Genomic DNA, 18,828 nt, shown 5'->3' on the forward strand with positions numbered 1-18,828 from the left:
TCATCCCCCATCTCCCCGGGCGATGAACTCGGCTTGCATCCTTGCAGAGAGTCGGGGTAGGCAGGAATGAGAGGTGTCCGTACACGGAGGTGGCATGGCAGCCAACCATGCGCATCCCACCCGAGGGAGGAGCATCACTCATGGCAGCCCAGCTCGACGCCACGCGGCAGATCGACGCGTCGTCGGAGACGGCGCGTACCGCAGTCCTGGAGCGGCTGGAGGCGACCGCTGAGGTCCTGGAAGCGCCGGGCCGCCGCCCGGCATCGCTGGAGGACCTACCGGAGATCCCGCCCACGGACCAGGTCGGCCCGCTGGATGCCCGAGCGCTCTCCAAGGTCCTCTTCCGCCGGCTGGAGACCCTGGAGGAGGGCACGGCGGAGCACGCCTATGTGCGGAACACCCTCATTGAGCTCAACCTGGCGCTGGTGAAGTTCGCGGCCTCCCGGTTCCGCTCCCGCAGCGAGCCGATGGAGGACATCGTCCAGGTCGGCACGATCGGCCTGATCAAGGCGATCGACCGGTTCGAGATGGACCGGGGCGTGGAGTTCCCGACCTTCGCGATGCCCACCATCATCGGCGAGATCAAGCGGTTCTTCCGCGACACCAGCTGGGCGGTGCGGGTGCCGCGCCGCCTCCAGGAGCTGCGGCTGGACCTCGCCAAGGCCACCGACGAGCTGGCCCAGCAGCTGGACCGCGCCCCCACCGTCGCCGAGCTGGCCCGCAAGCTGGACATCCCCGAGGACGAGGTCATCGAGGGCATGGCGGTGAGCAACGCCTACACCGCCAGCTCGCTGGACGCCCAGCCCGAGGAGGACGAGACCGAGGGCGCGCTGGCCGACCGGATCGGCTACGAGGACCACGGCATGGAGGGCATCGAGTACCGGGAGTCCCTCAAGCCGCTGATCGCCGAGCTGCCGGAGCGCGACCGGAAGATCCTCTCGCTGCGCTTCGTCGGCAATATGACCCAGTCGGAGATCGGCGCCGAGCTGGGCATATCCCAGATGCATGTCTCGCGGCTGCTGTCCCGGACGCTGACCCGGCTGCGGGCCGGGCTGCTCGTGGAGGAGTGACCCCGCCCGCCCGAGGCGACCGGTCAGACCTCGCGCACACCGCCGCGCCAGACGGCGGACACCAGCGGCACCCCGGGCCGGTAGGCGAGGTGGACGTGCGAGGGCGCGTCCAGCAGCACCAGGTCGGCGCGGGCACCGGGGGCGATCCGCCCGACATCGGTACGGCGCAGCGCGCGGGCGCCGCCGGCGGTGGCGGCGTGCACGGCCTCGTCCGGGGTCATGCCCATCTCGCGGACCGCGACGGCGATGCAGAACGGCATCGAGGTGGTGAAGCTCGACCCCGGGTTGCAGTCGGTGGAGAGGGCGACGGTCGCACCGGCGTCCAGCAGCCGCCGGGCGTCCGGGTAGGCGGCGCGGGTGGAGAACTCGGCGCCGGGCAGCAGGGTCGCGACCGTGGCGGAGGAGGCCAGGGCGGCCACGTCGGCGTCGTCCAGGTGGGTGCAGTGGTCGGCGGAGGCGGCGCCCAGCTCCACGGCGAGCCGCACGCCGGGGCCGTGGCCCAGCTGGTTGGCGTGCAGCCTGGGGGTGAGGCCGCGGGCGGCTCCGGCGGTGAGCACGGCGCGCGCCTGGTCGGCGTCGAAGGCGCCGCGCTCGCAGAAGGCGTCCACCCAGCGGGCGTGCGGGGCGCAGGCGTCCAGCATGGGGCCGGTGACCAGGTCCACATAGCCGGCCGGGTCGTCGGCGTACTCGGGGGCGACCACATGGGCGCCGAGGTAGGTGGTCTCGGGGGTGTGCCGGGCCGCGATCCGCAGGGCGCGGGCCTCGTCCTCGACGGTGAGGCCGTAGCCGGACTTGCACTCCAGCACGGTGGTGCCCTGGAGCAGGGCCTCGCGGACCAGCCGGGCGACGTTGGCGTCCAGGGCGGCGTCGGTGGCGGCGCGGGTGGCGGCCACGGTGGTGCGGATGCCGCCCGCGCGGTACGGCTGTCCTGACATCCGGGCGTTGAACTCGGCGGTGCGGTCGCCGGCGAAGACCAGATGGGCGTGGGAGTCCACAAAGCCGGGCAGCGCCGCCCGGCCGCCCGCGTCGTGGGCGGTGTCGGCGGCGGGGGCCCGCGAGGCGGGGCCGACCCAGGCGATCCGGTCGCCGTCCAGGACGACGGCCGCTTCGGCGAGCAGCCCGAGCGGGCCGCTGCCCTGCGCCTCGTCATTGGTGACCAGGCTGGAGATGCCGGTGATCAGGGTGGTGGTCATGGCTCGCTCTCAGTCGCGCAGGGCGGCGATGGACGTCCGCAGCGCCTCGGGGACGTCGGGGATCAGCTGGTGGACGCCGTCGCGGACGATATGCCGCCCGCCGACCACCACTTGGCGGACGTCGGCGGCGGTCGCGGCGTAGACGGCGGTCTCGGCGCCGAGGCGGGGTTCGGGTCCTGCGGTGCGGACCGTGTCCAGGGCGACGGCGGTGAAGTCGGCGAGCGCGCCGGGCTCCAGCCGTCCGGCGGTGTCCCAGCCGAGGGAGGCATGGCCGTCCTCGGTGGCCGCGCGGAGCAGCACGGCGGCGGTCCAGTGGCCGCGTCGGCGGGTGCGCAGCCGCTCGTCCAGCTCCAGGGCGCGGGCCTCCTCGAAGGGGTCGATCACGGCGTGGCTATCGCTGCCCAGGGTGATGCGGCTGCCCTCGGCGGCCAGTCGGCGGGCCGGGCCGATGCCGTCGGCGAGGTCGCGTTCGGTGGTGGGGCACATGCAGACGGCGGTGGCGGAGCGGCCGATCAGCCGGATGTCCTCGGGGTCGAGGTGGGTGGCGTGCACGGCGCTGGTACGCGGTCCGAGCACGCCGTGGTCGGCGAGCAGCCGGGTGGGGGTGACCCCGTGGGCGGCCTGGCAGGCGTCGTTCTCGGCGGTCTGCTCGGAGAGGTGGACATGCAGCGGGGTACGGCGCTGCTCGGCCCAGGCGGCGACGGTGGCCAGCTGGTCGGCGGGGACGGCGCGGACGGAGTGGACGGCGGCGCCGATCCGGGCGTGCGGGCGGTCCCCCAACAGGGCGGCGCGGGCCGCCCAGGTGTCGGCGTCGCCGTCGCTGAAGCGGCGCTGGTGGGGTTCGGGGGCGGTGCCGAACCCGGCGGAGAGGTAGCAGGTGTCCAGCAGGGTGATCCGGATGCCGGCCCGGGCGGCGGCCTCGATCAGCGCCTCGCCCATGGCGTTGGGGTCGGTGTAGGGGGTGCCGTCCGGGTTGTGGTGGACATAGTGGAACTCGCCGACGCAGGTGATCCCGGCGAGGGCCATCTCGCCGTAGACGGCGGTGGCCAGGGCCAGGTAGAGGTCCGGGTCGAGCTTGGCGGCGTAGTCGTACATGACGTCCCGCCAGGTCCAGAAGGAGCCCGTGCCGGGGGCTGATCCGCTGCCGCCGCCTTGGCCGGTGGTGCCGCCGCCCTGGCCGGTGGCGCGCAGCGCGCGGTGGAAGGCGTGCGAGTGGGCGTTGGCCAGGCCGGGCAGCAGCAGCCCGCCGAGGCGGACGGCGTCGGCCGGGCAGGGGCCGCTGTCGGGGGTGACGGCGGTGATCCGGCCGTCACCGCCGACCCGCAGCAGCACCTGCCGTTCGACGGCGGGTGCGGGCCCGCCCGGTCGGCGCAGCCAGGCGTACTCGGCCCAGTAGGCGGTGGTCACCGGCACGCCAGCTCCTCCAGGACGTCGGCCAGGGCGGCTGCCCCGGCGAGGCAGTCGGACTCCTCGGCGGCCTCGTGGGGGGAGTGCGAGACGCCGGTGGGGTTCCGTACGAAGAGCATGGCGGTGGGCACGGCGGCGGAGAGGATGCCCGCGTCGTGTCCGGCGCCGGTGGGCAGTACGGGCACCCGGCGGCCGGTGGTCGCGCCGATCACCTCGGCGAGGCGGTCGCGCAGCGGGCCGTCGAAGTCGACCACGGGCGTGTACGACTCCCGGGCCACCGCGACCCGTACCCCGTCGCGGGCGGCGTGCTCCTCGGCGGCGCGGCGGATCTCGGCCACGGTGGCCCCGAGGGTGGGTTCGTCGGCGGCGCGGGAGTCCAGCCAGCCTCGGACCAGGGAGGCGATGGCGTTGGTGCCGTTGGGCTCCACGGCGACCCTGCCGAAGGTGGCCAGCGAGCCGTGCAGCCGGGCCTGTTCGCGGGCGGCGAGCACGGTGGCGGCGTAGGTCAGCATGGGGTCGCGGCGGTCGGCCAGCCGGGTGGTGCCGGCGTGGTTGGCCTCGCCGTGGAAGTCGAACCGCCAGCGGCCGTGCGGCCAGATCGCGGAGGCGACGCCGACCGGTTCGCCGCCGAGGGCGCGGCCCTGCTCGACATGGAGTTCGACGAAGGCGCCGATCCGGGCCAGCCGGTCGGCGTCATGGCCGAGGGCGTGCGGGTCATGGCCGGCGCGTTCCATGGCGTCGCCGAGCCGTACCCCGTCGGCGTCGGTGAGCGCGCGGGCCTGGTCGGGTGCCAGTACGCCGGCGGTCAGCCGGGAGCCGACGCAGGCGACGCCGAACCGGGCGCCCTCCTCGTCGCCGAAGTTGACCACGGCGAGCGGCTTCACCGGGCGGGCGCCGCGCTCCCGCAGGGCGTCCACGGCGGCGAAGGAGGAGACCACGCCCAGCGGGCCGTCGTAGGCGCCGCCGTCGGGCACCGAGTCCAGGTGGGAGCCGGTGACCACGGCGTCCCCGGCCTCGGGGTCGCCCCACCAGGCCCACTGGTTGCCGTTGCGGTCCACCTCGCAGGCCAGGCCCCGGGAGCGGGCCTGCTCCGCGAACCAGGCGCGGCACTCGGCGTCGGCGCTGTTCCAGGCGTGGCGGCGGTAGCCGCCGGTGGCGCCGTACCGGCCGACGGGCAGCAGCTCGCGCCACATCCGCCGGTAGCCGTCACCGCCGTCCCCGAGCCGCTCTTCGACGGACGGCACTCAGCTCTCCCCGCCCTCGCGCATGGGGATGCGCACCCCGCGCTCGTCGGCGACCTCGGCGGCGCGGTCGTAACCGGCGTCGACATGGCGGATGACGCCCATGCCCGGGTCGTTGGTGAGGACGCGGCGGATCTTCTCCCCGGCCAGCGGGGTGCCGTCGGCGACGGTGACCTGCCCGGCGTGCAGCGAGCGGCCGATGCCGACGCCGCCGCCGTGGTGGATCGACACCCAGGAGGCGCCGGAGGCCACATTGACCATGGCGTTGAGCAGCGGCCAGTCGGCGATGGCGTCGGAGCCGTCCAGCATGGCCTCGGTCTCCCGGTAGGGGGAGGCGACGGAGCCGCAGTCCAGGTGGTCGCGGCCGATGACGATGGGCGCGGAGAGCTCGCCGCTCGCCACCATGTCGTTGAACCGCTCGCCTGCCCGGTCGCGCTCGCCGTAGCCGAGCCAGCAGATCCGGGCGGGCAGGCCCTGGAAGTGGACCCGCTCCCCGGCCAGCCGGATCCAGCGGGCCAGCGACTCGTTCTCCGGGAAGAGGTCCAGGACGGCCCTGTCGGTCTTGGCGATGTCGGCGGGGTCGCCGGAGAGCGCGGCCCAGCGGAACGGGCCCTTGCCCTCGCAGAAGAGCGGCCGGATGTAGGCGGGGACGAAGCCGGGGAAGTCGAAGGCGCGGCCGTATCCGGCGAGTCGGGCCTCGCCCCGGATGGAGTTGCCGTAGTCGAAGACCTCGGCGCCCTTGTCCTGGAAGCCGACCATGGCCTCGACGTGCCTGGCCATCGACTCCCGGGCCCGCTGGGTGAACTCGGCGGGCTTGGCCGCCGCGTACGCGGCCATGTCGGCGAAGTCCACGCCGGTGGGCAGATAGGCCAGCGGGTCGTGGGCGCTGGTCTGGTCGGTGACGATGTCGATGGGGGCGTCCATCGCCAGCAGCTGCGGGACCAGGTCGGCGGCGTTGCCGAGCAGGCCGATGGAGAGCGGTCGCCGCTGGTCGCGGGCGTCCACGGCCAGTTCCAGGGCGTGCTTGAGGCTGGTCGCCTCCACGTCCAGGTAGCGGTGCTCGATGCGGCGGGCGATGCGGCTGGGGTCGCAGTCGATACAGATCGCGACGCCGCCGTTCATGGTGACGGCGAGCGGCTGGGCGCCGCCCATGCCGCCGAGGCCGGCGGTGAGGGTGACCGTGCCGGCGAGGGTGCCGCCGAACCGCTTCTCGGCGACGGCGGCGAAGGTCTCATAGGTGCCCTGGAGGATGCCCTGGGTGCCGATGTAGATCCACGACCCGGCGGTCATCTGCCCGTACATGGTGAGGCCCAGCTGCTCCAGCCGCCGGAACTCCTCCCAGTTGGCCCAGTCGCCGACCAGGTTGGAGTTGGCGATCAGCACCCTGGGCGCCCACTCGTGGGTCTGCATCACACCGACCGGGCGGCCGGACTGCACCAGCAGGGTCTCGTCCTGCCTGAGGGTCTGCAGGGTGCGCACGATGGCGTCGTACGAGCGCCAGTCGCGGGCCGCCTTGCCGGTGCCGCCGTAGACGACCAGCTTGTCCGGGTGCTCGGCCACCTCGGGGTCGAGGTTGTTCATGAGCATCCGCAGCGCGGCCTCCTGCTGCCAGCCCTGCGTGCTGAGCGCGGTGCCGCGCGCCGCCCTGACCTCGCGCGGACCGCTCTGCTGCTGCGTCATGCGCCTCGGCCTCCCTGGTCGTGATGGATGGAGTCATTCAGCTGTATGCAAGGTGAATATATCCAAACACCGGAGCCCCGGCCAGAGCATCCGCCGACACCCGAGCCCCATAGGAGGACTCGCACAAAGCTGCACCGGGGAAGTCCGTCGGATACCCCGAATGAAAAGGGCACCTTGATCTGACACCGTGAGATCAGTTGTAGGACTGACACAAAGGAGTCGGGATGGCAGCGGATGTGGTGGTGACCGGTCTCGGGGCCACGACCCCCCTGGGCGGCGATGTGGCCTCGACCTGGTCCGCCCTGCTGGCCGGGGAGTCCGGGGTCACCGCGATCGAGGAGGAGTGGGCCCGGGAGCTGCCGGTCCGGATCGCTGCCCGGCTGCGGGTGGAGCCGAGCGCGGTACTGGACCGGGTGCAGGCCCGCCGGATGGACCGCTGCGAGCAGATCGCCCTGGTCGCCGCCCGCGAGGCATGGGCCGACGCGGGGCGGCCGGAGGTGGAGCCGGAGCGGCTGGCCGTGGTGGTCGGCACCGGCACCGGCGGCGCGCTGAGCCTGCTGGCCCAGGACGACATCCTGGAGTCCTCCGGCGTACGCCGGGTCTCCCCGCACACCGTGCCCATGCTGATGGCCAACGGCCCCGCCGCCTGGGTCTCCATCGAACTCGGCGCGCGGGGCGGTGCGCACACCCCCGTGAGCGCCTGCGCCTCCGGCGCCGAGGCCATCGCCATGGGCCTGGACCTGATCCGGCTCGGCCGCGCCGACGTGGTCGTGGCGGGCGGGGCGGAGGCATGCATCCACCCGCTGCCGATCGCCGGGTTCGCCCAGGCCAAGGCGCACTCCACCCGCAATGACGCGCCGCAGCGGGCGTCCCGCCCGTTCGACACCGGCCGGGACGGCTTTGTGATCGGCGAGGGCGCCGCGCTGCTGGTCCTGGAGCGGGCCGAGTTCGCCGCCGCCCGCGCGGCCCGGGTGCACGCGGTACTGGCCGGAGCGGGCGTCACCTCCGACGCCCACCACATCACCGCCGCCCACCAGGACGGCCAGGTCCGCGCCATGCGGCTGGCCCTGGCCGCCGCCGGGCTCGGCCCGCTGGACATCCAGCACATCCATGCGCACGCCACCTCCACCCCGCTGGGCGACCTGGTCGAGGCCCACTCGATCACCGAGGCGGTGGGCAGCCACCCGGTGGTCACCGCCACCAAGTCGATGACCGGCCACCTCTTCGGCGCGGCCGGTGCGGTCGGCGCCCTGGCGGCGCTGCTCGCCGTCCGCGACGGCACCGTCCCGCCCACCGCCAACCTCACCGACCCGGACCCCGGGATCAAGCTGGACATCGTCAGCGGCGGCCCCCGCACGGCCCGGCCACGGGCCGCGCTCAGCAACGCCTTCGGCTTCGGCGGCCACAACGCCTCCCTGGTCTTCACCGCCGCCTGACCCTGTCGCCCCCGCCCCCGGCCGGGGAATCCGGCTGCACCCGGCGTGGACGGACCCTGCTCCGCCACGATGCGGCCCACCGGGCCGGCGGAGCCGTGGCTGAGCAGCACGGCCTGACCGAGGACCGGCCTCGATGTCCTCCGGCCACGCCGACCACGGGGGCGGCCGGGCTCAGGCGAGCCAGGCGAGGGCGGCCACCGCCATGGCCTGGGTACCGGTGGCCAGGGTCGGCCCCGGGACGGGCGAGAAGTGCGGGGAGTGGTTGACCGGGATGTCCTGGTCGATCCGGTCGGCCCGCTGGGCGGCGTGCCAGGTCTCCGGGTCGGTGCAGCCGACGCCCCAGTAGACGGCCGGGGCGCCGACCGAGGTGGCCAGGACGCTGAAGTCCTCGCTGGCGGCCTGCGGGGGCAGCGGGACGAGCGCATCGCCGAAGTGGTCGCGGAAGGCCGGCTCCAGCCGAGCGGTGGCCGCCGAGTCGTTGACGGTGAGCGGGAAGGAGCCAAGGGACTCGAACTCCGGGTCCTTCGGGGAACCCGAGGCGGCGCACTCGGCGCGCACGATCCGCTCCACGGCGGCCAGCACCCGGGCGCGGGTCGCGGCGCTGTATGTACGCAGGCTGAGCCCGAGCACGGCGCGGTCCGGGATGACGTTCTCCCGGGTGCCCGCCTGGAGCGAGCCGACGGTGAGCACCGCCGTCTCCGCCGGGTCCACCTCCCGGGCGACCACGCCCTGCAACCGGACCACGGTCATCGCCGCCAGCACCACCGGATCGACGGTGCTCTGCGGCCGGGAGCCGTGGCCGCCCCGCCCGTGCAGGGTGATCCGCAGGCTGTCGGCGGCCGACAGCACCGGCCCGCTGCGGAGCGCCACCGTACCGGCCGGCATCGGCAGCACATGCTGGCCGAGCACCACGTCCGGCACCGGCACCCGGTCGTAGAGGCCGCCGTCGACCATCGCCTGCGCCCCGGTGCCGGTCTCCTCGGCGGGCTGGAAGGCGACCGTCAGCGTGCCGCGCCACCGGTCGGGCCGGGCGGCGAGCAGCCGGGCCGCGCCGAGCAGGCAGGCGACATGGGCGTCATGCCCGCAGGCGTGCATCACCGGCGGGTCGGTGACGGTGGAGGCGTACGGCAGCCCGGTCTCCTCGCGGACCGGCAGGGCGTCCATGTCGGCCCGCAGCAGCACACTCGGCCCGTCACCGCCGGTGAGCACCCCGGCGACACCGGTGCCGCCGAGGTGCTCGTAGACGGTGAAGCCCCACTGCCGCAGCCGCCCGGCGACCAGCGCGGCGGTGCGGGTCTCCCGGCCGGAGAGTTCCGGGTGGGCGTGCAGGTCGCGGTAGACGTCCTCCAGGTCGGGGAGGTGCCCCGGCACATCGGCGAGGACGGCGGCTGCGGCCTTCGAGGTGCTGGCGGTCATCGGATGCGGTCCCTCCGGCGGGTACGGCCCCCTTCGGCACCCGTACCCGGGCAGGTGCCGCTGCACCCTCCGCCGCGCCCGGACCTCATCGCAGCGGGCCGTCAGCGCCAAACCAGCAGTGCCAAACCAGCAGCGCCAGACCGTCAGCGCCGACCCGTCAGCGCCGGACCGCCGCGCGGCCGGGTCGCACCACCGGCCGGACCGCCCCCGCCGCCGGACCGGTGCTGGACCACGGCCCGGCCCCCGGCGGCGCCCCAGCAGCCAGCCGGCGTCGGTACGGGCCCAGAGCAGCGTCTCGTGCGCCCGTTCCCAGCGGGCGAGGCGCCATACGGAGAGCAGCAGCCCCACCCCGAGCCCGGCGGCGGCCAGCCCGGCCGCCGGCCCGGCGGCGAAGCCCGTACCGGCCAGCAGCACCATGCCGCCCAGCGTCCAGAGCCCCTTGCCGAACAGATACCGCCGCCGGGTCAGCCGGGCCGGCTCCACCGTCACCGAGAAGGGCGCCCGCTGCGCGGCGGCGGCCTGCTGCCGCCACCAGCCTCGCCGATGCACCACCCCGTACACCGCCCCGGCGAGGAAGAGCCCCACCCCCACCAGTGCGGAGGTCGTCCGGGACACCGGCTGCCCGGGCAGCAGCACCCCGACCCCCGCTCCCACCGCCCCGGCCCAGACCAGCGACCACCCGGTCGCCGCCCGCACCACCGTCACCCTGGCCAGCGCATACGTCCCGCGCACAACCGCCTCCCGCACACCGATCGGCAGCATCGACGTCGGCCGTGAGGTTACCCCTGCTTGATGAGAATGTGCAGGGTCCCCGTAACAAGACGAGCGGCTGGCTTCCCCGTGCCCGGGCGAGAGGAAGCCAGCCGCTCTCGGCTCTGGTCAGAACTCTCCGGCTACCACGCCCTGGCGGAACGCTGTCCATTCCGCAGCGTCGAACCGCAGGGGCTCGCGGTCAGGGTTCTTGGAGTCGCGCACCGCCACCCCGCCGCCAGGGAGGTCGGTGACCTCAACGCAGTTGTTCTCCGCACCGCTGGCCGAGGACTTGCGCCAGGTGGCGGCGGAGAGGTCGTGGGAGTACAGCTCCGCCTTGGCTTCGTTCACTTGCGGTGGCCTTCTTCCGTATCCGTGATGCGTACGAGTGAGTCCTCCACCGACAGGGCCGTAGCACGGATGCGCTCGACCGCGCCCGCGAAGGGTGACGCGCCATCGCCCTCAACGTAGGTGGCTCCGCTGAGGTTCTCCAGAAGCACGACGTCCGGGGTGGGGCCGGGGAAGCTGACGAGGCTGAAGCCGCCCAGAAGGCCGGGATGTGCGGTGGAGTCCAGCGGCATGATCTGGATGGTGATGTTGGGCATCTCGGCCACATCCAGCAGACGCCGCAGTTGGTCGCGCATGGTGGTCGGCCGGACAGCAAACCGCTGGTGGAGGGCGGCTTCGTGGATGATCGCCCAATACTCCAGGGGCTGGCCGACCCGGGTCAGCACTGCCTGACGGGCCTGCCGCACCTCGGCCAGAGCTGCAACCTCGTCAGGGGTTCGGGACAGGGTCACGCCAGCGATGGTCTCACGCGCATAAGCGGCGGTCTGCAACAGCCCTGGGATGACCAACGGCGACCACTCGCAGATCCGCTCGGCGTCGGACTCCAGCGAGATGTAGTCCGCGTAAGCCGGTGCCACGACACCGCTGTAGGTCTGCCACCAGCCCTTCTTGCCCGCGTCCTTGGCGAGGTTCTCAATCGCGGCGAACACCTCGGGGTCAGAGACGCCGTATGCCTTGAGCAGCGCAGTGACCTCGGACGGGCGGATCTGCTGGGTGGCGTTCTCGATCTTCGACAGCTTGGGGGCCTTCCATCTCATCGTCGCGGCGGCGTCATCAAGCGTCATACCAGCCTCGTTCCGCAACTTCCTGAGGACGCTGCCCAAGCGTCGGCGCCGGATCGTCGGAACCAAGGGTGAGTTCGGCATATGCGAAGTCTGGCACCCCCCAAGGGTGGAAGTGGAGCCCGCATCTCGACTCGATTCACTAGATCGGGTCGAAACCTTGCGCCCAGACATGGAAAAGGTCCACCATCGGGGGCAACTCGCTAACTGCCAGTCAGAATATTGCTGCTTGGCGTGACACGAAGCCGTGCTGCCCGGGACCGCCGGGCAGCAGAGGGGAGGAAGCCATGCTCGTTGCGGCAAGAGAGACCACCGCGATCAGACCTGGTCTCTACTTGGTTCGCAGGCCCGGAGGGTTCGCCGCCCATATGACAGCCTCCGCACTCCACCTGCGGTTCGTCCGGGACCTGGCGGGCAAGACGCTGCGCACGCTCGGGGTGGAGACCGAGACGATCGAGGACGTGCGGTTGGTCGCCTCTGAACTGGTCGGCAATTCGGTCAGGGCCTGCGGGGATCACGTGCCCTTGGTCATCGAGGTGGATGCCGGGCCGTCCGGAGTGACGGTGAGGGTCCACGATCCGGACGCGAAGCCCCTCCCCCGACGTCCCGGAACGTCCCTGGACGACGACCAGGCCGAATCCGGTCGCGGCCTCGGGTTGGTGGACCTTCTGGCGCCCGGCTGGGAGGTCATCCACACCCCGGTCGGCAAGCAGATCTCCTGCCGCCTGACAACAGAGAAGCAGTCTGCGATCACTCAGCCGGTCCCGGACGGGTCGCCGATTCGAAGTGAATCCGAACGGAAGAGCCGGAACCACGCGGCTGGTCGGCTCCGCCAACCGCCGACGCCGGCCTCACCTCCGATCAACTCGATCAACCCGACTTCCTGAGAGAGGACCGCTGTGACCGAACCGACCCTTCCCGCAAAGGCATTACTGCCTCTCGTACCTTCACAGGGATCACCGGCACAACCTGCGGACGGCAGCCCGCTGGCGGGGATCCGGTATGTCGAGGTCGAGACCTCCCGTTACTGCAACCGCACGTGTTCCTGGTGCCCCAACGGTCACACAGACGCCCGCAGGATCCAGCAGTTGATGGACTGGCAGGTGTTCACGAAGATCACCGCAGAACTCGGGGCAGCCCACTTCGAGGGGTTCTTCGCCTTCCACAACTACAACGAGCCACTGGCCAACCCCCGCCTGCGGGAGGAGATCGCCCAGGTCCACCTGGACGCCCCCGGCGCCAAGCCTGCGATCTACACCAACGGTGACCTGTTCAACCGCGACATCCTGGAGCAGATGCGCGAGGACGGGGTGAAGTACCTGCGGATCACCCGCTATCCGCACCGCTCGGCTGTGCTGCCCACCTATGAGGCCCTGCGTCGGTGGCTGGCGAGGACAAAGCTGGACACCCCGGACCTCCTCTGGAAGTTCACCGAAGTTCGCCAGGGCTTGGCCGCGACGTGGACCGACCAGGCAGGCGGACTGAAGGTCGAGGTCATCCGCCCCTCGATCGAGACCTACAACGACCGAGGCGGAACCGCTGCGGTGTTGCAGGTCGCTCCGGCACGCACGGCGCCGTGCCAGATGACAGCCACCTCGCTGAGCGTCGACTACCGGGGCCAGGTGAAGATGTGCTGCAACGTGGTGCCCGAAGGCGCTCAGCACCACGAGTACGTCGTCGGAACGGTCGCCGAGCACTCCCTCGCCGAGCTGTGGCACCACCCGGTGATGGCCGACTGGCGTGGGCGCCATGCCCGCTCCGACTGGTCGCGCTCGCCCGCCTGCAAGACCTGCGTGCAGGCCCTCCCGGAGACCCGCCGATGAGTACGGCCACCGTCTCCCGTGCGGTGACCGCCTCGGCGCCCGGCCGCCTGTGTCTGGCCGGGGAATCACTGGACTGGATGACCGGCGGCTCTTCGGTCGTCGCCGCCATGCCGCTGCGGACCCGGGTGACCGCCTGGCGGGCACACGGTTCCACCGCGCTGACGCTGACCTCCGGCTCACCGCTGTTCCGCACGCGCCTGATCCCCGCAGCCCTCGCGGCAAACGGCTGCTACGCGGGCGACGCGCTGGATCACATGCAGGCCGCCGCCCGAGTCGCCCTGCGGCAACGGGATCTGATCGCCGGGACGGTACTGACCGCCGCGAGCGACCTGCCTGCGGGGGCCGGGCTGTCCTCCAGCGCCGCCCTCACTCTGGCGGTGGTCATGGCCCTGGACGGCCTCAACGGCTTCCCCCTGGACCTTGAGGCGGTCTGCGAACGGGCCCGCCAAGCAGAGGCCGGGGAGCTCAGCTCCGGTGCGGGCTGGATGGACTTCCTGGCCTGCGCGCACGGCGGCGTCAACCGGGTGAACGCCGGAGCGGTTCCCTCTGTCGAGCGGATCGCACCGACCCTGGGCATCCCGGTGGTGGTCATCGATACCTTGCAACGACGTACCACTGCGGCGGTCCTGGCCTCCAAACGCGAACGCTTCCAGGCTCAGGAACCCGGAATGGTCGTCTACTCCCGCGAAGCGGGAGCACTGGTCGACGCCATCACCGCCGTCCTGTCAAGCCAAGCGGTGGATCACTGGGAGGTGGGCCGCCTGCTCAACGCCGGTCAAGAGCTGCTGCGGGACAAGGTCCGCTGTTCAACCGATCTGATCGACACCTGTGTCCAGCGGGTGCTCTCTGCCGGGGCGCTCGGCGCCAAACTGTCCGGCTCCGGCCACGGCGGTTGCCTGTTCGCGCTGGTTCCCGACGACGCGCTGACAGCTGTTCTGAAGTCCGTCGCAAACCTGCCGGTCCATGCACTGGCTCTGCCTGCTTCCGAACCGCATGGGCTCCTCTCGACACTCCCGCTGCCCCGCTCCCGCACGACCCCCGCATGACCGGTGGTGGCCGCCTCGGCGCCGGGCCGACCTCCGGTGGCGAGGCGGCCACCACCGGTAACCTCTCCCTGCATGTCCCGTGAACTCCTGGAAGGCACCAGATGCCCGACTACTCCCGCCTGGTCAAGGCATACGACATCCGCGGAGAAGTGCCTGCGCAGTTGAACACCGACCTCGCGGCCAAGGCCGGTGCGCTGTTCATCCGGCTCACCGGCGCGACACGGATCCTCATCGCCCGTGACATGCGCTCCACCTCGCCCGCACTCGCCGAGGCGTTCGCAGCGGGAGCCAACCGTGCCGGAGCAGACGTCATCGACGCGGGGCTCGGCTCCACCGACTACCTGTATTTCGCCAGCGGCAAGCTGGACCTCCCCGGGGCGATGATCACGGCCAGCCACAACCCGGCGAAGGACAACGGCATCAAGCTCTGCCAGGCCGGGGCTGCTCCCATCGGCGAGGACACCGGCCTGGGCCGGATCCGGGCCTGGCTGGAGGCCGACGACATCCCCGCGCCGGCGGTCGAGCCCGGCACCACCGCCCCGCAGGATCTGCTGTCGGACTATGCAGCCCATCTGAACTCGCTGGTCGACCTCACCGGCAACCGGCTCCTCAATGTCGTCGCGGACGCCGGCAACGGCATGGCGGGACACACCGTCCCCGCCGTCTTCGCCGACCTGCCCATCGACCTGGTGCCGATGTACTTCGAGCTGGACGGCACCTTCCCCAACCACGAGGCCAACCCCCTGGAGCCCAAGAACCTCCTGGCTCTTCAGGCCAAGGTCCGTGAGACCGGCGCCGACATCGGACTCGCCTTCGACGGGGATGCCGACCGGTGCTTCTTCATCGACGAGCGCGGTGAGGCCGTCTCCCCCTCGGCGATCGTCGGTCTGGTGGCCGCCCGTGAGCTGGCCAAGGCGCCCGGTTCGGCGATCGTCCACAACGTCATCACCTCTGCCGCCGCAGCCGAGATCGTCCGCGAGCACGGCGGTACCCCCATCCGGTCCCGCGTCGGCCATTCGTTCATGAAGGCGCTCATGGCCGAGCACAACGCGGTCTTCGGCGGCGAGCACTCGGGCCACTACTACTTCCGCGACTTCTGGCGGGCGGACACCGGCATGCTCACTGCTCTGCATGTCCTCGCCGCCCTCGGTGAACAGGACCGACCGCTGTCCCAACTCGTCGCCGACTATTCCCGCTACGCCGCCTCCGGGGAGATCAACTCCGAGGTTGCCGACGTACCCGGCAAGCTGGACGAGGTGGCCGACGCCTACGGGAGTCTCGACGGAGTGACCTGCGACCGGCTCGACGGCCTCACCGTCGACCTCGGCAACGGCTGCTGGTTCAACCTCCGTCCTTCCAACACCGAGCCTCTTCTCCGGCTCAACGTCGAAGCCCCTGACCAGGCCGCCGTGGACGCGCTGCGCGACGAAGTCCTCGCCCTGGTCCGCTGACGGCAGGAGCGCTTCGGCGCGGAGGTGATCAGTCGAGGAAGAGGCCGCGGGCGGTGGCGGTCTGTTCGAAGGCCTCCAGGCGGGATTCGGCGTCGGGGAGTTCGTCGCACATGGCCTGGAGCAGCACCCGGCCGAGCATCATCGGGGCGCAGGCGGTGTCGAAGACCAGGCTGCTGCCGACGGCGGCGGGGAGGAGCAGGTCGGACATGCGGGCGACCGGGGCGAAGGCGCTGTCGGCGACGGTGACCACGGTGAGGGCGCAGTCGCGGGCGACCGCGAGGGCGTCCATCAGCTCGCGGGGGTAGCGGGGCAGCGCAAAGCACATCAGCACCGAGGCGCCCGCCGCCGCGACCTGCTCGATCCGGTCGGCGAGCATGGAGCCGCCCTCGTCGAAGAGGCGTACGTCGGGGTGGACCTTGGCGGCGAAGTAGGCGAAGCCCCGGGCCTGGGCGGAGGCGGCGCGCAGGCCGAGCACCGGGAGCGGGCGGGAGGCGGCGAGCAGCCGGGCGGCGCGGGCGACCGGTTCGGGGTCGGCGAGCAGGTCGGCAAGGTGGTGGAGGTTCTCGATCTCGGCGAGTACGGCGCGCTGCTGCTCATTGCGGACCGCGTCGCCGGGCGACTCGGCGGCCGTGGAGCCGCCGGGGGCGGGCTCGGCCAGGCCGAGGTCGCGCAGTTGCTTGCGCAGCCCGGGGTAGCCGTCGTAGCCCAGGGCGACCGCGAAGCGGGTGACGGAGGGCTGGCTGACCCCGGCGAGTTCGGCGACCTCCACGCTGGAGAGGAACGGTGCCTCGGCGGCGTGCTGGACCAGGGCGTGGGCGATGCGGCGCTGGGTGGGGGTGAGCCGGTTGCCCTCGAAGAGGCGCAGCAGACGGGCGGAGGGGCCGAGCGCCTCGTCAGCGGTGGTCATGGGTCTCCTCGGTGCGGGCTCTGATTCAGCCACAGTTGACTGTGCATGACGCCATTCAGCGGGGCAAGCCGTTTCTCATCTTCCGGACCGCCGCCCGCGCCGCGCCGCCGGACGGCGGGATGCGGCTCCGCCGGACCCGGAGTTCTCCCTGAGACACCCCCCAATCGCCCCCGAAGGGGGTCGACGGGCCGTCGGAGATGGTCCACCCTGGCGGCTATGGAGCCATCCCGCACCGATCTACACAAGGATCTCGAAGCCGCCGTGCAGACCCGCAAGGAACTGGGGCCGGAGTACGAGGCGGAGATCGTCGACTCGTTCCTGGCCCGGATCGACGCCCAGCTGGACGCCCGGGTGGAGCGCCGGGTCGCGGAGCGGCTGACCGAGTCGGGGCGGGCGCCGCGCCGCCCGGAGCGGTCGTTCGCGCCACGGCTGCCGATCATCTCGCTGGCCCTCGCCATCCCGCTCTCCGGGGTCGGCGCGGGCGTGTCGGGGCTGCCGGGCCTGCTGGTGGTGTGGACCGGGATCGTGGGCGTCAACATCGCGGCCTCCCTGGGGGAGTGGCGGGAACGGCGCGAGGAGCGGGAGGCGCGGCGGCGGCGCCGGGACGGCTGGGACTGAGCTTCCCGAGCCGGGGCCCGGCGCCGGCCGCCGCCGCCGAGTCAGGAGAGCAGTCAGGAGAGCGGTCCGGTGACGGCTTCGACGGCCTCGATCAGCCCGCCGCTCGCCACCAGGGCGGCTGCGGCGTCCAGGTCGGGGGCGAGGAAGCGGTCCGGGCCGACACCGCCGACGCCTGCGGCGCGGACGGCGGCCAGCGCCGCAGCGGTGGCGGGGGCCAGCGGGTCGGTGTCGCGGGAGGTGTAGGAGTCGCGGCGGATCTCCAGGGCGCGGGCGGCGGCGGTGAGCTCCACGGCGAGGACGCGGCTCAGGTTCTGTACGGCGGAGCGCAGCTTGCGGGCGGCGGACCAGCCCATGGAGACATGGTCCTCCTGCATGGCCGAGGAGGGGATGGAGTCCACCGAGGCGGGCACCGCGAGCCGCTTGTTCTCGCTGACCAGGGCGGCCTGGGTGTACTGGGCGATCATCAGCCCGGAGTCCACGCCGGGGTCGTCGGCGAGGAACGGCGGCAGCCCGTGGGAGCGGTTCTTGTCCAGCAGCCGGTCGGTGCGGCGCTCGGCGATGGAGCCGAGGTCGGCGGCGGCGATGGCCAGGAAGTCCAGCACGTAGCCGACCGGGGCGCCGTGGAAGTTGCCGTTGGACTCCACCCGGCCGTCGGGCAGCACCACGGGGTTGTCGACGGCGGCGGCCAGTTCGCGGTCGGCGACCAGCCGGGCGTGGGCGAGGGTGTCGCGGCCGGCGCCGGCGACCTGCGGGGCGCAGCGGAGCGAGTAGGCGTCCTGGACGCGGGGGGCGTCGTCCTGGTGGTGGCCGGTGAGGCCGGACCCGGCGAGTACGGCGAGCATATTGGCGGCGCTGGCGGTCTGGCCGGGGTGCGGGCGGATGGCGTGCAGCTCGGGGGCGAGGACCTTCTCGGTGCCGAGCAGCGCCTCCAGGGACATGGCGGCGGTGATGTCGGCGGTGGTGTAGAGGCGGGCCAGGTCGGCGCAGGCCATCACCAGCATGCCGAGCATGCCGTCGGTGCCGTTGATGAGGGCCAGGCCCTCCTTCTCGTGCAGCTCGACGGGGGTGATGCCGGCCTCGGCGAGGAGTTCGGTGGCGGGGCGTACGGTGCCGTCCGGGCCGTAGGCCTCGCCCTCGCCCATCAGGACCAGGGCGCAGTGGGAGAGCGGTGCCAGGTCGCCGGAGCAGCCGAGCGAGCCGTACTCGCGGACGACGGGGGTGATGTCGGCGTTGAGCAGGGCGGCCATGGTCCGGGCGATCAGCGGGCGGACGCCGGTGCGGCCGGAGGCCAGCGTCTTCAGCCGCAGGAACATCAGCGCGCGGACCACCTCGCGCTCCACCTGGGGGCCCATGCCGGCGGCGTGCGAGCGGACCAGCGAGCGCTGGAGCTGGGCGCGGAGCTCGGGGCTGATGTGGCGGACGGCGAGGGCGCCGAAGCCGGTGGAGACGCCGTAGACGGGGCGGGGTTCGGCGGCGAGGGCGTCGATGCGGGCGCGGGAGGCGGCCATCTCCGCCAGGGCGTCGGCGGAGAGTTCGACGCGGGCGCCGCCTCGGGCTACCGCGAGGACGTCTGCCGCGCTGACATTAGCCTTGCCGAGCGAGACCACACTGTGCTCATCCATAACGGCGTGCATATCCATATGCACATTCTCAACAGGTG

16 protein-coding genes are annotated in these 18,828 nt (G+C 72.6%); 7 read left to right on the forward strand and 9 right to left on the reverse strand.

The window, feature by feature from the left end:
- Positions 1 to 140 precede the first annotated feature (140 nt).
- Positions 141 to 1,070 carry an RNA polymerase sigma factor SigF gene (locus tag C7M71_RS10800; RefSeq protein WP_111489591.1) on the forward strand — a complete coding sequence of 310 codons (930 nt, stop codon included), beginning with the start codon at positions 141 to 143 and terminating at the stop codon, positions 1,068 to 1,070.
- 23 nt (positions 1,071 to 1,093) lie between these two features.
- Here C7M71_RS10800 and hutI read toward each other — a convergent pair whose 3' ends face one another.
- The 4 genes from hutI to hutU are packed head-to-tail and all read right to left on the reverse strand — an operon-like array spanning position 1,094 to position 6,591.
- On the reverse strand, positions 1,094 to 2,263 hold the full coding sequence (gene hutI, locus C7M71_RS10805; protein ID WP_111489592.1) for an imidazolonepropionase: 1,170 nt from the start codon (positions 2,261 to 2,263) through the stop codon (positions 1,094 to 1,096).
- A gap of 9 nt (positions 2,264 to 2,272) precedes the next feature.
- Positions 2,273 to 3,676, reverse strand: a complete 1,404-nt coding sequence (locus C7M71_RS10810) for a formimidoylglutamate deiminase (protein ID WP_111489593.1) — start codon at positions 3,674 to 3,676, stop codon at positions 2,273 to 2,275.
- Positions 3,667 to 4,863, reverse strand: a complete 1,197-nt coding sequence (locus tag C7M71_RS10815; RefSeq protein ID WP_111489614.1) for an allantoate amidohydrolase — start codon at positions 4,861 to 4,863, stop codon at positions 3,667 to 3,669. The genes C7M71_RS10810 and C7M71_RS10815 overlap by 10 nt, the downstream gene beginning before the upstream one ends.
- A 51-nt stretch (positions 4,864 to 4,914) precedes the next feature.
- Positions 4,915 to 6,591, reverse strand: a complete 1,677-nt coding sequence (hutU, locus tag C7M71_RS10820) for a urocanate hydratase (protein WP_111489594.1) — start codon at positions 6,589 to 6,591, stop codon at positions 4,915 to 4,917.
- Between the two features lie 224 nt (positions 6,592 to 6,815).
- Here hutU and C7M71_RS10825 point away from each other — a divergent pair, with 224 nt between their 5' ends.
- Positions 6,816 to 8,027 (forward strand): beta-ketoacyl-[acyl-carrier-protein] synthase family protein, encoded by a 1,212-nt coding sequence (locus tag C7M71_RS10825; RefSeq protein ID WP_111489595.1) that lies wholly within the window; start codon positions 6,816 to 6,818, stop codon positions 8,025 to 8,027.
- A 171-nt stretch (positions 8,028 to 8,198) separates the two neighbouring features.
- Here the strand turns inward: C7M71_RS10825 and C7M71_RS32880 are convergent, their stop codons facing one another.
- From C7M71_RS32880 to C7M71_RS10840, 3 genes are all read right to left on the reverse strand, one after another.
- Positions 8,199 to 10,175 carry an amidohydrolase gene (locus C7M71_RS32880; protein WP_322975160.1) on the reverse strand — a complete coding sequence of 659 codons (1,977 nt, stop codon included), beginning with the start codon at positions 10,173 to 10,175 and terminating at the stop codon, positions 8,199 to 8,201.
- 147 nt (positions 10,176 to 10,322) lie between these two features.
- On the reverse strand, positions 10,323 to 10,544 hold the full coding sequence (locus C7M71_RS10835) for a DUF397 domain-containing protein (RefSeq protein WP_111489598.1): 222 nt from the start codon (positions 10,542 to 10,544) through the stop codon (positions 10,323 to 10,325).
- Positions 10,541 to 11,407 (reverse strand): helix-turn-helix domain-containing protein, encoded by an 867-nt coding sequence (locus C7M71_RS10840; RefSeq protein WP_111489599.1) that lies wholly within the window; start codon positions 11,405 to 11,407, stop codon positions 10,541 to 10,543. The genes C7M71_RS10835 and C7M71_RS10840 overlap by 4 nt, the downstream gene beginning before the upstream one ends.
- Before the next feature lie 284 nt (positions 11,408 to 11,691).
- On the opposite strand from C7M71_RS10840, the gene C7M71_RS10845 reads away from it, so the two are divergent.
- The 4 genes from C7M71_RS10845 to C7M71_RS10860 all read left to right on the forward strand — a co-directional run bounded on the left by C7M71_RS10845 (position 11,692) and on the right by C7M71_RS10860 (position 15,643).
- The gene (locus C7M71_RS10845) at positions 11,692 to 12,210 is read left to right on the forward strand and encodes an ATP-binding protein (RefSeq protein WP_229758655.1); all 519 of its coding nucleotides are present in this window, start codon (positions 11,692 to 11,694) and stop codon (positions 12,208 to 12,210) included.
- A 12-nt stretch (positions 12,211 to 12,222) separates the two neighbouring features.
- Complete coding sequence (locus C7M71_RS10850; protein WP_111489601.1) at positions 12,223 to 13,146, forward strand: radical SAM/SPASM domain-containing protein; 924 nt, start codon at positions 12,223 to 12,225, stop codon at positions 13,144 to 13,146.
- Positions 13,143 to 14,192 carry a mevalonate kinase family protein gene (locus C7M71_RS10855; RefSeq protein WP_111489602.1) on the forward strand — a complete coding sequence of 350 codons (1,050 nt, stop codon included), beginning with the start codon at positions 13,143 to 13,145 and terminating at the stop codon, positions 14,190 to 14,192. The genes C7M71_RS10850 and C7M71_RS10855 overlap by 4 nt, the downstream gene beginning before the upstream one ends.
- A gap of 101 nt (positions 14,193 to 14,293) precedes the next feature.
- The gene (locus C7M71_RS10860) at positions 14,294 to 15,643 is read left to right on the forward strand and encodes a phosphomannomutase/phosphoglucomutase (protein WP_111489603.1); all 1,350 of its coding nucleotides are present in this window, start codon (positions 14,294 to 14,296) and stop codon (positions 15,641 to 15,643) included.
- A 28-nt stretch (positions 15,644 to 15,671) separates the two neighbouring features.
- Here the strand turns inward: C7M71_RS10860 and C7M71_RS10865 are convergent, their stop codons facing one another.
- Entirely contained in the window at positions 15,672 to 16,550 is an 879-nt protein-coding gene (locus C7M71_RS10865; protein WP_111489604.1) for a MurR/RpiR family transcriptional regulator, read from the reverse strand.
- A gap of 216 nt (positions 16,551 to 16,766) precedes the next feature.
- Here C7M71_RS10865 and C7M71_RS10870 point away from each other — a divergent pair, with 216 nt between their 5' ends.
- A complete protein-coding gene (locus tag C7M71_RS10870; protein ID WP_111489605.1) occupies positions 16,767 to 17,168 on the forward strand; it encodes a hypothetical protein in 402 nt (133 codons plus the stop codon).
- 53 nt (positions 17,169 to 17,221) lie between these two features.
- Here C7M71_RS10870 and hutH read toward each other — a convergent pair whose 3' ends face one another.
- The gene (hutH, locus tag C7M71_RS10875; protein WP_111489606.1) at positions 17,222 to 18,790 is read right to left on the reverse strand and encodes a histidine ammonia-lyase; all 1,569 of its coding nucleotides are present in this window, start codon (positions 18,788 to 18,790) and stop codon (positions 17,222 to 17,224) included.
- Positions 18,791 to 18,828 lie beyond the last annotated feature (38 nt).

Origin of the sequence: Peterkaempfera bronchialis, from assembly GCF_003258605.2 — a bacterium.
Taxonomy (GTDB): domain Bacteria; phylum Actinomycetota; class Actinomycetes; order Streptomycetales; family Streptomycetaceae; genus Peterkaempfera; species Peterkaempfera bronchialis.

Coding starts and splice junctions, on each gene's coding strand:
- C7M71_RS10845 (WP_229758655.1), top strand. CDS start 11,692: ATGACAGCCTCCGCACTCCACCTGCGGTTCGTCCGGGACCTGGCGGGC.
- C7M71_RS10865 (WP_111489604.1), bottom strand. CDS start 16,550: ATGACCACCGCTGACGAGGCGCTCGGCCCCTCCGCCCGTCTGCTGCGC.
- C7M71_RS10855 (WP_111489602.1), top strand. CDS start 13,143: ATGAGTACGGCCACCGTCTCCCGTGCGGTGACCGCCTCGGCGCCCGGC.
- C7M71_RS10825 (WP_111489595.1), top strand. CDS start 6,816: ATGGCAGCGGATGTGGTGGTGACCGGTCTCGGGGCCACGACCCCCCTG.
- C7M71_RS10870 (WP_111489605.1), top strand. CDS start 16,767: ATGGAGCCATCCCGCACCGATCTACACAAGGATCTCGAAGCCGCCGTG.
- C7M71_RS10860 (WP_111489603.1), top strand. CDS start 14,294: ATGCCCGACTACTCCCGCCTGGTCAAGGCATACGACATCCGCGGAGAA.
- hutU (WP_111489594.1), bottom strand. CDS start 6,591: ATGACGCAGCAGCAGAGCGGTCCGCGCGAGGTCAGGGCGGCGCGCGGC.
- C7M71_RS10800 (WP_111489591.1), top strand. CDS start 141: ATGGCAGCCCAGCTCGACGCCACGCGGCAGATCGACGCGTCGTCGGAG.
- C7M71_RS10840 (WP_111489599.1), bottom strand. CDS start 11,407: ATGCCGAACTCACCCTTGGTTCCGACGATCCGGCGCCGACGCTTGGGC.
- C7M71_RS10815 (WP_111489614.1), bottom strand. CDS start 4,863: ATGTGGCGCGAGCTGCTGCCCGTCGGCCGGTACGGCGCCACCGGCGGC.
- hutH (WP_111489606.1), bottom strand. CDS start 18,790: ATGGATGAGCACAGTGTGGTCTCGCTCGGCAAGGCTAATGTCAGCGCG.
- hutI (WP_111489592.1), bottom strand. CDS start 2,263: ATGACCACCACCCTGATCACCGGCATCTCCAGCCTGGTCACCAATGAC.